The 11,122-nt window shown below is 47.2% G+C and carries 16 protein-coding genes, 5 tRNA genes and 1 pseudogene; 7 read left to right on the forward strand and 15 right to left on the reverse strand.

The window, feature by feature from the left end:
- The 11 genes and pseudogenes from Q0438_RS09025 to Q0438_RS09075 all read right to left on the reverse strand — a co-directional run.
- Positions 1 to 185: pseudogene (locus tag Q0438_RS09025) on the reverse strand (50S ribosomal protein L1); the annotation flags it as partial.
- 56 nt (positions 186 to 241) lie between these two features.
- Positions 242 to 667: a 50S ribosomal protein L11 gene (rplK, locus tag Q0438_RS09030; RefSeq protein WP_005872629.1), complete on the reverse strand. Its 426-nt coding sequence runs from the start codon at positions 665 to 667 to the stop codon at positions 242 to 244.
- Positions 668 to 687: 20 nt separating this feature from the next.
- Entirely contained in the window at positions 688 to 1,218 is a 531-nt protein-coding gene (gene nusG / locus Q0438_RS09035) for a transcription termination/antitermination protein NusG (RefSeq protein ID WP_297921286.1), read from the reverse strand.
- Positions 1,219 to 1,231: 13 nt separating this feature from the next.
- Positions 1,232 to 1,405: a preprotein translocase subunit SecE gene (gene secE, locus Q0438_RS09040; RefSeq protein ID WP_005872632.1), complete on the reverse strand. Its 174-nt coding sequence runs from the start codon at positions 1,403 to 1,405 to the stop codon at positions 1,232 to 1,234.
- A gap of 12 nt (positions 1,406 to 1,417) precedes the next feature.
- Positions 1,418 to 1,493, reverse strand: a tRNA-Trp gene (locus tag Q0438_RS09045).
- An 8-nt stretch (positions 1,494 to 1,501) separates the two neighbouring features.
- A complete protein-coding gene (gene rpmG, locus Q0438_RS09050) occupies positions 1,502 to 1,675 on the reverse strand; it encodes a 50S ribosomal protein L33 (RefSeq protein WP_005872634.1) in 174 nt (57 codons plus the stop codon).
- Between the two features lie 57 nt (positions 1,676 to 1,732).
- Positions 1,733 to 2,932 carry an elongation factor Tu gene (gene tuf, locus Q0438_RS09055; protein ID WP_040304280.1) on the reverse strand — a complete coding sequence of 400 codons (1,200 nt, stop codon included), beginning with the start codon at positions 2,930 to 2,932 and terminating at the stop codon, positions 1,733 to 1,735.
- A 55-nt stretch (positions 2,933 to 2,987) separates the two neighbouring features.
- Positions 2,988 to 3,062, reverse strand: a tRNA-Thr gene (locus tag Q0438_RS09060).
- A 113-nt stretch (positions 3,063 to 3,175) separates the two neighbouring features.
- A tRNA-Gly gene (locus Q0438_RS09065) sits at positions 3,176 to 3,252 on the reverse strand.
- Between the two features lie 12 nt (positions 3,253 to 3,264).
- Positions 3,265 to 3,349, reverse strand: a tRNA-Tyr gene (locus tag Q0438_RS09070).
- A gap of 38 nt (positions 3,350 to 3,387) precedes the next feature.
- A tRNA-Thr gene (locus tag Q0438_RS09075) sits at positions 3,388 to 3,463 on the reverse strand.
- Between the two features lie 126 nt (positions 3,464 to 3,589).
- Between Q0438_RS09075 and Q0438_RS09080 the strand changes: the two genes are divergently transcribed.
- Positions 3,590 to 3,808 (forward strand): hypothetical protein, encoded by a 219-nt coding sequence (locus Q0438_RS09080; protein ID WP_299190287.1) that lies wholly within the window; start codon positions 3,590 to 3,592, stop codon positions 3,806 to 3,808.
- Between the two features lie 177 nt (positions 3,809 to 3,985).
- Here the strand turns inward: Q0438_RS09080 and hemN are convergent, their stop codons facing one another.
- The 4 genes from hemN to hemB form a co-directional block, all read right to left on the reverse strand.
- On the reverse strand, positions 3,986 to 5,350 hold the full coding sequence (gene hemN, locus Q0438_RS09085) for an oxygen-independent coproporphyrinogen III oxidase (protein WP_299190288.1): 1,365 nt from the start codon (positions 5,348 to 5,350) through the stop codon (positions 3,986 to 3,988).
- Positions 5,343 to 5,825 carry a DUF2603 domain-containing protein gene (locus tag Q0438_RS09090; RefSeq protein ID WP_297941372.1) on the reverse strand — a complete coding sequence of 161 codons (483 nt, stop codon included), beginning with the start codon at positions 5,823 to 5,825 and terminating at the stop codon, positions 5,343 to 5,345. The genes hemN and Q0438_RS09090 overlap by 8 nt, the downstream gene beginning before the upstream one ends.
- A 14-nt stretch (positions 5,826 to 5,839) precedes the next feature.
- Positions 5,840 to 6,763, reverse strand: coding sequence for an ornithine carbamoyltransferase (gene argF / locus Q0438_RS09095; RefSeq protein WP_299190290.1), 924 nt, complete (start codon positions 6,761 to 6,763; stop codon positions 5,840 to 5,842).
- 156 nt (positions 6,764 to 6,919) lie between these two features.
- A complete protein-coding gene (gene hemB / locus Q0438_RS09100) occupies positions 6,920 to 7,897 on the reverse strand; it encodes a porphobilinogen synthase (RefSeq protein WP_299190292.1) in 978 nt (325 codons plus the stop codon).
- Between the two features lie 63 nt (positions 7,898 to 7,960).
- On the opposite strand from hemB, the gene ribA reads away from it, so the two are divergent.
- From ribA to Q0438_RS09130, 6 genes are all read left to right on the forward strand, one after another.
- Positions 7,961 to 8,521: a GTP cyclohydrolase II gene (gene ribA / locus Q0438_RS09105; RefSeq protein ID WP_298063626.1), complete on the forward strand. Its 561-nt coding sequence runs from the start codon at positions 7,961 to 7,963 to the stop codon at positions 8,519 to 8,521.
- Entirely contained in the window at positions 8,518 to 9,096 is a 579-nt protein-coding gene (gene rsmG, locus Q0438_RS09110; RefSeq protein ID WP_299190294.1) for a 16S rRNA (guanine(527)-N(7))-methyltransferase RsmG, read from the forward strand. The genes ribA and rsmG overlap by 4 nt, the downstream gene beginning before the upstream one ends.
- On the forward strand, positions 9,096 to 9,302 hold the full coding sequence (locus tag Q0438_RS09115) for a hypothetical protein (protein ID WP_298063630.1): 207 nt from the start codon (positions 9,096 to 9,098) through the stop codon (positions 9,300 to 9,302). Before rsmG ends, Q0438_RS09115 begins: the two co-directional genes overlap by 1 nt.
- Positions 9,299 to 9,841, forward strand: a complete 543-nt coding sequence (locus Q0438_RS09120; RefSeq protein ID WP_299190296.1) for a hypothetical protein — start codon at positions 9,299 to 9,301, stop codon at positions 9,839 to 9,841. The genes Q0438_RS09115 and Q0438_RS09120 overlap by 4 nt, the downstream gene beginning before the upstream one ends.
- Positions 9,829 to 10,689 (forward strand): zinc metalloprotease HtpX, encoded by an 861-nt coding sequence (gene htpX / locus Q0438_RS09125; RefSeq protein WP_299190298.1) that lies wholly within the window; start codon positions 9,829 to 9,831, stop codon positions 10,687 to 10,689. Before Q0438_RS09120 ends, htpX begins: the two co-directional genes overlap by 13 nt.
- A 56-nt stretch (positions 10,690 to 10,745) precedes the next feature.
- On the forward strand, positions 10,746 to 11,122 hold a 377-nt coding region (locus Q0438_RS09130; RefSeq protein ID WP_299190300.1), incomplete at its 3' end, for a BON domain-containing protein.

An 11,122-nucleotide genomic window follows, 5' to 3' on the forward strand; every position in this document is an offset into this window, starting at 1 on the left:
GAGCCGCGCACCATCTGATCGGCATGTCTTGGATCTACGTTTAGTTTAAGAGCGATCTCCACCGTCTCGTCAAATTTAGCAGAAGCTAAAGTTTTTACCGTGCTTACCGCTTCGTCTACACTATAAATTTTATTTACGTCAACTTTTTTTAAAAGTTCGTTGAATCTTTTTGAATTTTTTGGCATATATTTCTCCGCAATTAAAGTGCTACCGCTTTTTTAAACCTTAGCGGTCAAAAGGTCTAGTCAGTGACCGTAATGCCCATAGAGCGAGCCGAACCGGCTATAATCCTAGCAGCCTGCTCTCTATCTTTGGTATTCAGATCGGCGATCTTTTTCTCGACGATCTCTAAAACCTGAGCTTTCGTTAAGGACGCTACCTTCTTTTTAAGAGGGTTGTCCGAGCCTTTATCTATCTTCGCCGCTTTTTTGATCAAATCCGTCGCAGGTGGCTGCTTAGTGATGAAAGTAAAGCTTTTATCGGCATAAACCGTGATGATAACGGGAATATTAAAGCCCGCCATATCTTTGGTTCGCTCGTTAAACGCTTTGCAAAATTCCATAATATTAACGCCCTTTTGTCCTAGCGCAGGACCTACCGGCGGGCTTGGATTTGCTTTTGCGGCCGCTATTTGCAGCTTGATTTCGCCAACAACTTTCTTAGCCATAAATTTACTCCTTATAAAATTTAAATAATCTTTTCAACTTGCGAATATGAAATTTCAATCGGCGTGCTTCGTCCGAAGATCGAAACATTAAGGCGAAGCTTGCCGTGGATCATATCATACTCTTCTACGATGCCGTTGAAATTAGCAAAAGGTCCGTCGACGATCCTAACCGTCTCTCCGTCTTCAAAATTTATCTTCGGCTTAGGAGCCTCGCGATTATTGATCTTTTCTAGAATTATTTCGATATCTTTTTCCGGTAGCGGAGAGGGCTTTTTCGCCTCGCCGATAAAGCGACTGACCTTAGGCAGCATCTGAATTCTATGCCATAAAGTGGTATCCAGATCTAAATTTGCAAAACAATACCCTGGATATAAGCTACGCTCTTTGATGGTTTGCTTTGTATTTTTGACCTCTATCACATCTTCGGTAGGCACTAACACTTCGCCGATCTTAGCCTCCAGCGCTTCGTCTTGCTTTAGCGCTTCTATCGCACGCTTTACCGCCATCTCGCTGCCGGCGTAAGTTTGTATCGCATACCATTTATTTGCCATATTGTATCCTTGCTTAAGCCGTTATCAAAGCGGACATAATCAGATCCACTAGCGCTAAAAACAGTGCGATAACTACGACTACGACGACCACAGAGATATACGCTGTTTTAGTCTGATCTTTAGTCGGGAAAATTACCTTATCTAACTCTACTTTTGCTTGTTTATAATACTCTTTTACTTTTTCCATACCCAATCCTCGTGGCAGGGCAAGAGGGATTCGAACCCCCAACCATCGGATTTGGAATCCGGCGCTCTACCGTTGGAGCTATTGCCCTATAAACAATTAGCCTTTTAACTTTACTTCTTTATGAAGCGTGTGCTTTTTTAATCTAGGGCAATATTTTTTAAGTTCTAGTTTTTCGGTCGTAGTTTTGCTGTTTTTATAAGTAGTATAGTTAATATCGCCACTCTCGGAGCATTTTAATCCGACCTTTACTCTACTTGAATTCTTTGCCATTTAGTTTCCTTAAATAAAAAAGCAAACGGAATTTCATAAAATTCCGTTTGCAAAAAATTAAGCGATGATTTTCGAAACGACGCCTGAGCCTACGGTATGGCCGCCTTCGCGAATCGCGAAGCGAGTACCTTGTTCAAGAGCGATCGGAGCGATTAGCTCAACGGTGATTTTAACGTTATCGCCAGGCATTACCATCTCCGTTCCCTCAGGAAGGGTAATCGAACCGGTAACATCTGTCGTACGAACGTAAAACTGCGGTCTATAATTATTAAAGAATGGAGTATGGCGTCCGCCCTCTTCTTTAGTTAAGATATAAACCTCGCCCTCAAATTTAGTATGAGGAGTGATCGATTTTGGTTTGCATAGAACCATACCGCGCTCTACTTCCTCTTTCTTGGTGCCGCGCAATAAAACGCCTACGTTATCGCCAGCCTCACCCTGATCCATCTCTTTTCTAAACATCTCAACGCCGGTAACGGTAGTAGTTTGAGTAGGTTTAATACCTACGATCTCGATAGTATCGCCAACTTTAACGATACCTTTTTCGATTCTACCGGTTACAACGGTACCGCGACCGGAAATCGAGAAAATATCTTCGATCGGAAGAAGGAAATCTTTATCAGTATCGCGAACAGGAGTTGGGATATAGCTATCAACGGCATCCATAAGCTCCATAATCTTTGCAGACCACTCACCATCTTGTCCTGCTTTAGCCTCTTCAAGAGCCTTAAGCGCAGAACCTTTAATGATCGGAGTCTCGTCGCCAGGGAATTTATACTCTTTTAGAAGATCTCTAACTTCCTCTTCGACTAGCTCTAAAAGATCCGGATCATCGACCATATCGGTTTTGTTTAGAAAAACTACGATATAAGGAACGCCTACTTGGCGAGAAAGCAAGATGTGCTCGCGAGTTTGAGGCATAGGACCATCTGCAGCAGAGACAACTAAAATAGCGCCGTCCATCTGAGCCGCACCGGTAATCATATTTTTTACGTAGTCGGCGTGGCCAGGGCAGTCAACGTGAGCATAGTGACGTTTCTCGGTCTCATATTCGATGTGAGACGTAGCGATAGTAATACCGCGCTCTTTTTCCTCTGGAGCGTTGTCGATATTATCGTAGTCTTTTAGCTCGGCTAGACCCTTCCTGGAAAGAACAGCAGAAATAGCAGCTGTCAAAGTAGTCTTACCATGGTCAACGTGACCGATGGTACCAATGTTTACGTGTGGCTTGTTACGATTAAATTTTTCTTTAGCCATCATATCCTCCGTTATTGATTTGTGGATTACACAACAAACTAAGCGACTCTATTTTTGGAGCTCATAGCGGGACTTGAACCCGCGACCTCTTCCTTACCAAGGAAGTGCTCTACCTCTGAGCCATATGAGCCTAAACTCAGGCAAAGAGAAATCGCTACCAATACCCAACAATGCGACCAAAATTTAGATTATGTAAGCATATAAAAGCAGTTAAGTTTTACAGCTCCCAGTAAACCTAAATGGTGGAGCGGGAAACGGGGCTCGAACCCGCGACCCTCAGCTTGGAAGGCTGATGCTCTAGCCAACTGAGCTAATCCCGCATCAAAAATTCATGGTGGTGAGACGTGGATTCGAACCACGGAAGGCAAAGCCAGCAGATTTACAGTCTGCCCTCGTTGGCCACTTGAGTATCTCACCCTTTGATGAAAATCTGGTCAAACACTGTTACAAAAAAATGGAGCTGGTGGACGGACTTGAACCGCCGACCCACTGCTTACAAGGCAGTAGCTCTACCAGCTGAGCTACACCAGCATTTTGAAATTGAAGTGCTGATTATAGCCGAAAAAATCGCATTTGTCAAGGCTGAAAACAACCGATTTAAAATTTCATAAAATTTTTGATATAATGCGCCCGATTTTAAATTTTAAGGAATTTTGCATGAAAATCGTGCCTTGGATCATAATAGTTTTTATGATTTATCTGATTTATTACTTTATCTCTCGCTCCGAAAAGCGCCTAAATGCCCTTGAAAAGCGCCTAAATAACATAGAGGAAAACCTAAGCGAGCTAAAAAAGGCTACCGAAGCCAATAGGCTTTTGATCGAGGAAGAAAAGCTAAACTCCAAAGAAAGCGAAAATCCGCCGCAAGAAATTTGAAATTTAGCCGCGCCGCAAATATCCGCGCAGCAGCCACGGCGCGCCGTATATTCGCCCCGAAGGTAAAAAAGTAAAATTTACGCAATTGTTTTAGATGAAATTTTACGCCTAAATTTAAACTCTAAATTTAAAAACCCGAATTTCAACGATGAAATTTAATAGCCAAATTTCTCCCGATCAAACCGTTTTTGAAAAGCGCTTTTCACCCAAATTTTTACCCATATACTCATCAAAGCACATCGCGATATTGCGGATCAAAAGCGTGCCGGTAGGCGTTACGGAAATTCTATTCGGCGAGACTTGCACGAAATCCTTTAGCGCCTCAAGCTGCTTTAAGCTCACATCAAAGTGCTCGAAAAATTTTATCTTAAATTTCTCCTCGATCGCCTCTATATCTACGCAAAAATTACTCATCAGCCCCATAATCACCTCTTTGCGCAGCAGATCCTCTTTATTTAACAAAACGCCCCTGCAATACGGCAGCCTGCCTTCATCGATCGCAGCCTCGTAAGCGTCCATATCTTTGAAATTTTGCGCGTAGTGGCGCGCGCCCTCGCCGATGCTGGTTAGCCCGATGCCGATCAGATCGGCGCCGCCCTTGGTCGTATAGCCCTGAAAATTACGGTGTAGCGAGCCGTTTTTAAGCGCGGCATGAAGCTCGTCCGCGGGCTTTGAGTAGTGATCCATACCGATCATCTCATATCCGTTCGCGCTCAAAAAATCGTGCGTAAATTTTAAAATTTCAAGCTTCACTTTAGGCTCCGGCAAGGTCGTTTCGTCAAATTTACGCATAGATTTTTTGATCCACGGCACGTGCGCGTAGTTAAAGATCGCAAAGCGATCCGGATCAAGCGAAAGCGCAAGCTCCAGCGTGCGCTTAAAGCTAGCTAGGCTCTGATACGGAAGACCGTATATCAGATCCATATTTATCGATTTTATTCCCCTCTCGCGCGCCATGGCTATGACGTCCCTAGTAAGCTCGAAAGGCTGGATGCGGTGGATCTCCTTTTGCACGCGCTCGTCAAAATCCTGCACGCCGTAGCTGATGCGATTAAAGCCGTTTGAAACAAGCACGTCGAGCTGCTCGGCATTTAAAAACCGCGGATCGATCTCGCAACTGATCTCGGCTTCGGGGCTGAAATTTTTAAAATATTTTTTGATATTTTTTATGTGGCGCGCGAGCTGTTCGGCGCTAAAATACGTAGGCGTGCCGCCGCCGAAGTGCATCTGCACGACTTGCCGCGAGCCGTCCACGACGCCGCTTAAAATTTGCATTTCGCGCTCGATATAGTCCAAATACCGATCCATCTTGTCGCGCTTGCCTGTGTAGATTACGTTGCAGCCGCAAAAATAACAGGCGGAGCGGCAAAACGGCATGTGAAAGTAAAGCGACAGGGGCGTAGAGCTTTTCTGATTTTTCAGCTCATTTAAATACCCCTCGTAGCTGAAATTTTCGCTAAATTCCAAAGCGGTCGGATAGCTCGTGTAGCGGGGTCCAGGGCGCGAAAATTTCGCGTAAGCGTCAAAGTCTATGCTATTCACGGCCACCCGCCTTGGTTTTGATAAGCTCTTCGATATCGATAAAAAGGTTTGGATGCAGGCTTTTTACGCGCGAAACGACGGCGTCGACGTCTAAGCTTAATCTTTTCGCATTCGGATTTGCGCCCGTTAGCCTTCTGATCTCGTCCATACACACGATCCACGCGTCGCCGAAATCCACCGGCGTATGCTGCAAGATCGAGCGCTCAAGCTTGAGATTAAAATTTTCCTGCATCGCGTTTTTGGTCGCGGCGATGAGATTTGCGAGCGATTTTATCGAGATCATCGTGTGTACTTCGTTATTTTCGTCGATGCCGAACCACGGCTCCTCGTCGCTCCACGAGCCGCTTTTTAAAGTGAGTTTTTTCTCGTTGTCCTCGCCCTGCGAAATTTCAAAAACCGTCCTTTTCGAGCTATCCAGCCCGAAAAATTCGCTCGCTTTGTCGATCTTTTTTAGCGCTTTATCTTTTTCTTCCATGCTTTCTCCTAAATTTACCTTCTTTGATCCAGCCAGACCATAACGCCCTTTTGCGCATGCAGGCGATTTTCCGCCTCTGCAAAAATTTCATCCGCGTGCGCTTCAAACACGGCCTCGCTCACCTCGTATCCGCGGTACGCCGGCAGACAATGCAAAAAGATCGCGCCGCTATCAGCCAGAGCCATTAAGCTTTCATCCACGCAAAAGCCCGCAAAATCGCGAATTCTTTGCTCCTTTTCGGCTTCTTGCCCCATCGAAACCCAAGTATCGGTCGTCACAACGTTTGCGCCCGCTACCGCCTCTTTTATATCGTTCGTTATTAAAATTTTAGCGCCTGAAATTTTAGCATTTTCTTGCGCCTGCGACAGTATCTGCGGATCGGCTTCGTAGCCCACGGGCGTCGCTATTCGCAGCTCAAAGCCAAGCTTGCTGGCAAGCATGAGCCACGAGTGCGTCATATTGTTGCCGTCGCCCACGTAGGCGGCTTTTATCTTTGGAATTGAGGTGCCGCACTCCACGATCGTCATAAGATCCGCCATCAGCTGCACGGGATGAAATTTATCGCTTAGCCCGTTTATCACCGGCACGCGGCTAAATTCCGCAAGCTCTATTAGCGTCTCGTGGCGATTTACGCGCGCCATGATCAGATCGCACATTCGCGAAATCACGCGCGCGGTGTCTTTGACCTGCTCGCCGCGCCCGAGCTGGATGTCGCGACTGCTTAAAAATAGCGCGTGCCCGCCTAGCTCGTTCATCCCCACGTCAAAACTTACGCGCGTCCTGGTCGAACTTTTTTCAAATATCATCGCTAATTTTTGATCTTTCAAATACGGCTTAAAATCTCTTGCCTTAGCCTCTTTTTTAATCTCAAAGGCTAAATTTAAAATTTCGATTATCTCGTCCTTGCTAAAATCGTTTAACGTAAGAAAGTGCCTCATATCGCTCCTTTTTGGTTAAATTTTACACTGTTTTCGCTTACGTAGCGTTTTATTCGGCTTTAAAATTTTAAATTTACGCTACGTGCCGCGAAGCAAATTTCAAAAACAAGTCTCGCTGCTGCTGCGAAATTTTAAAATTCCAAAATTTTTAAAATTTTACCTGCGCGAATTTAAAATTTCCGCGATCTCTTTGGCGTGATAGGTGATGATCATATCCGCGCCGGCGCGCCTTATGCCTATCATCGTCTCCATCATCACGCGCTCATAGTCGATCACGCCCGCTTTTTTACCCGCCTGCAAAAGCGAGTATTCGCCGCTTACGTTATACGCACAGATCGGCAGCAGCGTGCGCTCCCGCAGGTCTCTGATTAGATCCAGATACGCAAGTGCGGGCTTTATCATCAAGATATCCGCTCCCTGCGCCTCGTCCTGCAGGCTTTCGTTGATCGCCTCAAATCTATTTGCGGGATCCATCTGGTAGCTGCTGCGATCGCCAAAACTCGGCGCGCTCTCCGCCACGTCGCGAAACGGCCCGTAGTAGCCGCTGGCAAACTTCGTCGAATACGCCATAATCGGTAAATTTTCAAATCCGCCGTGATCGAGCGTCTCTCGCAAGGTAGCGATAATGCCGTCCATCATGCCGCTGGGCGCGATCATATCTGCGCCCGCTTTGGCGTGGATGAGCGCTTGCTGCGCCGAAATTTCAAGCGTCGCGTCGTTATCCACCGTCTGATGCACATGATCGATGATGCCGCAGTGCCCATGGTCGGTGTATTCGCAAAAGCACAGATCGGTGATTACTAATAAATTTGGAAATTTAGCCTTTATCGCGCGCAGCGAAGTCGCGATAATGCCGTCCTCGCTTAGCGCATCCGAGCCGATGCTGTCCTTTAGCGAAGGAATTCCAAAAAGTAAAATTTTATCTAGTCCTAGCGACAAAAGAATCTCGCACTCTTTTAAAATTTCATCCAAGCTCATCTGAAATACGCCGGGCATCGAGGCGATCTCCTTTTTGATACCGCTTCCTTCCACGACAAAAAGCGGATAGATCAGCGAGCGGGTTTGCAGATCGGTTTGTCGCACCAGATCCCTAAGCGCGGGGTTTATTCGTAGCCGTCTAAATCGTTTAAACATTATTTTTCCTTTTTTAGCTAGAATTGCGAGATTCATAATATCACAATTGGAGTAAATTTAAGCATGGATATAAAAATTTCAGAGGTCGCAAATCTCCCCTCCCGCTTCGGAAGTTTCCGCGTTCAGTCGTTCAAGCAAGGGAACAAGGAGCATTTAGCGATATTTAAGCAGCCTTTCGCGGATGTCGTAAATGTGCGTATCCACTCGGAGTGCCTTACCGGCGATGCGATCGGTAGCCTAAAGTGCGACTGCCGCGACCAGCTCGAAGCGAGCCTAAAATATATCGAAGAGCACGGCGGAATGGTGATCTATCTGCGTCAAGAGGGGCGCAATATCGGGCTTTTTAATAAAATCAACGCCTACGCGCTGCAAGATCAAGGCCTCGATACGATCGAGGCAAATCATCAGCTAGGCTTTAAGGCCGATGAGCGCACCTACGAGATCGTAGATTTCATACTCGCTCATTTTGGAATTTCGCGCATAAATCTACTTACGAATAATCCGCAAAAGCTGCACGATCTAAAAGTTGAAGTGGTCGCGCGCGTGCCGATAATCATCACGCCTAATAAATTTAACGAAAACTATCTGCGCGTCAAAAAAGAGCAGATGGGGCATCTGCTGTGAAGCTTGCGCCGGACGAGAGCTTTGGCGAGCAGGTAGCTAAATTTAAAGCCTGTCTGCAAAAATTTAACCGCGTCCATAGCCTCACGAATTACGACGATTTGGACGCGGTGGTGCGCGACAGCCTAAGCGGAGCGAATTTCATACCGCGCTATCCGCGCATCGCGTGCGACATCGGCTCGGGAGCGGGCTTTCCGGGGATATTTTTGGCGCTCGCGCTGCCGCTGTGTGAGTGGCATCTGTTTGAACCAAACCTTAAAAAAGCGGCGTTTCTAACCTACGCGAAGGTTAGCCTCGCTCTAGCTAACGTAAAAATCCACGCCGAGCGCGTGCAAGACGGCGCAAAGGTGCGCGCCGATCTGATAAGCTCTCGGGCTTTGATGAGCGCGCGAAATTTAATTGAAATTTGCCGCGGCTTTTACGATCAAAACACTACGTTTTTGCTCTACAAAGGCTCGGGCGCAGAGGCGGAAGCGGCGGAATTCCGCAAGGAATTTACGAGCGCGCGCTGCGAAATTTTTAGCGGCGAAAACGCTTTGAAAAATAGAAAATTTTTAGTGATCAAAGGGGTGAAATAATGGGAAAAATTCTAGCCATAGCCGTCATCGCGGCGCTCATATATTTTTTGATAGTGCCTAGATTTCGCATAAAGAAAAAGGACGATGCGACCGAGCTTTTGGCGTGCGACGAGTGCGGGACATACTTTAGCAATGACGAACTTGCTCTGCGCGACAAAAAGCGCCTTTGCAAGTCCTGTGAAGCCAAACTAAGGGGCGGCAAATGATCATCCTAGGCCACGCGCTCGTGCCCTACGAGCCGCTGTATCTCATCAAAAACGGCGACGAAGTTTTCAAATACGACAATCTGCTCTTTAAATTTAACGACAGCCTCATCGCCGCAGCGCAAAAGGCGCAGAAAAAATTTAGCGTTATTACGAATGATGTAAATGAAATTTTACTCGCAAACGGCGCAGGCGCGCGCTTCATCATCGTGGATAAAAAATCCGCCGCGCACGCGCAAAAGCTAGCAAACGATTATTTATTCGACGCCAAGATCGCGATGTTTATCGGCTCTGCGCGGGCGTTAAAAAACTTAGCCGAGCTCGGCATCGACGCGGCGATCTTTAAAGACGCGATCGCAAACGCGCCCAAATCGCTACTTGCAAGCATTGGAGACAGCGTGGGCTCTAAATTTCATTTCGGGCTTCCGAAAAAAGATGAAATTTTCGGCGGCGCGCAAAAGCTCGCGGATAAAATTTCGGCTCTGGATAAAAAGCTAAGCGCGCCTGCAGCCGGCGAAAAGGACGATATATGGAAAAGCTAAAAACGGCGCTTTTGATGAGCGCGCTGGTGATGATTTTTATGTTTGTAGGTAACGCCGTAGGCGGACGCAGCGGCATGATGATAGCCTTCTGCGCGGCGTGCGCGATGAATTTTTTCAGCTACTTTTTCAGCGACAAGCTGGTGCTAAAGCACTACCGCGCGGTACCGGTGAGCGAGGATAGCGAACCGATGCTTTACGACATCGTAGACCGCCTCTGCGCGAGGGCAAACCTACCTATGCCGCAAATTTACATCATCGATAAGGAGGTCCCGAACGCCTTCGCTACTGGGCGCAATCCAAATCACGCCGCCGTTGCGGTAACGCGCGGGCTGCTAAATTTAATGAACCCGCAAGAGATTGAAGGGGTGCTAGCGCACGAGCTAAGCCACGTAAATCACTACGATATCCTCATCGGTTCGGTCGCGGCGATGTTTGCGGGAGCTATCGCGCTGCTAGCGAATTTCGCTCAATTTGGCGCGATGGTAGGCGGCGGCAACTCCAATAACCGCTCAAACGGGATCTTTATGTTTATAGCCGCCATCGTAATGCCGCTAGCTGCGAGCATCATACAGATGAGTATTTCACGGACGAGAGAATACAAGGCAGATGCGGGCGCCGCAGCGCTTACGTCACATCCGCAGTGGCTGATCTCGGCGCTTAAAAAGCTCGACGCCTACTCCAAAAACTACCGCATGCGCTCCGCGGATGCCGCTAGCGCGCATATGTTTATCGTAAATCCTTTCGGCGGCGCGGCGAGCAGCCTCTCTAAGCTTTTCCGCACCCACCCAAGCACCGCCGATCGCATCGCTAGACTAGAGCAGATCGGCAGAGATATTCGCCTAAGCTGATCGTTGGTAAATTTAAGATAAAATTTTGCCACTTTAACCAAACAAAGGAGAAAACAATGGGTTTACTTTCATTCGTAGCCGAAGCAGGCAAGAAACTACTAGGTCTAGGCGATGACGCCAAATCCGTAAAAGACGAGATCGCCACCAATCTCAGCTCGACGCCGGTAGAGGGTCTAGAGGTCGAGGTGCAGGGCGACACCGTCAAAATCAGCGGTAACGCCGATAAGGAAACTCTCGAAAAAGCAGCCCTCATCGCGGGCAATACCGCAGGCATCAAAAACGTGCAGATCGAGGGCATTAGAGAGGATAGCGCCGAGAACTACTACACCATCGTAAAGGGCGATAACCTATCTAAAATCGCGAAGAAATTCTACGGCGACGCGAACAAATACAAGATTATTTTCGATGCCAACCGCGAGGTTATCAAGGACGC

Source organism: uncultured Campylobacter sp., assembly GCF_938030785.1.
Classification (GTDB): domain Bacteria; phylum Campylobacterota; class Campylobacteria; order Campylobacterales; family Campylobacteraceae; genus Campylobacter_B.

Excerpts from the sequence above, each read along its gene's own strand:
- Q0438_RS09080 (WP_299190287.1), top strand. The coding sequence starts at position 3,590 with ATGAAAATCGTGCCTTGGATCATAATAGTTTTTATGATTTATCTGATT.
- argF (WP_299190290.1), bottom strand. The coding sequence starts at position 6,763 with ATGAGGCACTTTCTTACGTTAAACGATTTTAGCAAGGACGAGATAATC.
- rpmG (WP_005872634.1), bottom strand. The coding sequence starts at position 1,675 with ATGGCAAAGAATTCAAGTAGAGTAAAGGTCGGATTAAAATGCTCCGAG.
- tuf (WP_040304280.1), bottom strand. The coding sequence starts at position 2,932 with ATGGCTAAAGAAAAATTTAATCGTAACAAGCCACACGTAAACATTGGT.
- secE (WP_005872632.1), bottom strand. The coding sequence starts at position 1,405 with ATGGAAAAAGTAAAAGAGTATTATAAACAAGCAAAAGTAGAGTTAGAT.
- hemB (WP_299190292.1), bottom strand. The coding sequence starts at position 7,897 with ATGTTTAAACGATTTAGACGGCTACGAATAAACCCCGCGCTTAGGGAT.
- nusG (WP_297921286.1), bottom strand. The coding sequence starts at position 1,218 with ATGGCAAATAAATGGTATGCGATACAAACTTACGCCGGCAGCGAGATG.
- rplK (WP_005872629.1), bottom strand. The coding sequence starts at position 667 with ATGGCTAAGAAAGTTGTTGGCGAAATCAAGCTGCAAATAGCGGCCGCA.
- ribA (WP_298063626.1), top strand. The coding sequence starts at position 7,961 with ATGGATATAAAAATTTCAGAGGTCGCAAATCTCCCCTCCCGCTTCGGA.
- Q0438_RS09120 (WP_299190296.1), top strand. The coding sequence starts at position 9,299 with ATGATCATCCTAGGCCACGCGCTCGTGCCCTACGAGCCGCTGTATCTC.
- htpX (WP_299190298.1), top strand. The coding sequence starts at position 9,829 with ATGGAAAAGCTAAAAACGGCGCTTTTGATGAGCGCGCTGGTGATGATT.
- Q0438_RS09090 (WP_297941372.1), bottom strand. The coding sequence starts at position 5,825 with ATGGAAGAAAAAGATAAAGCGCTAAAAAAGATCGACAAAGCGAGCGAA.
- Q0438_RS09115 (WP_298063630.1), top strand. The coding sequence starts at position 9,096 with ATGGGAAAAATTCTAGCCATAGCCGTCATCGCGGCGCTCATATATTTT.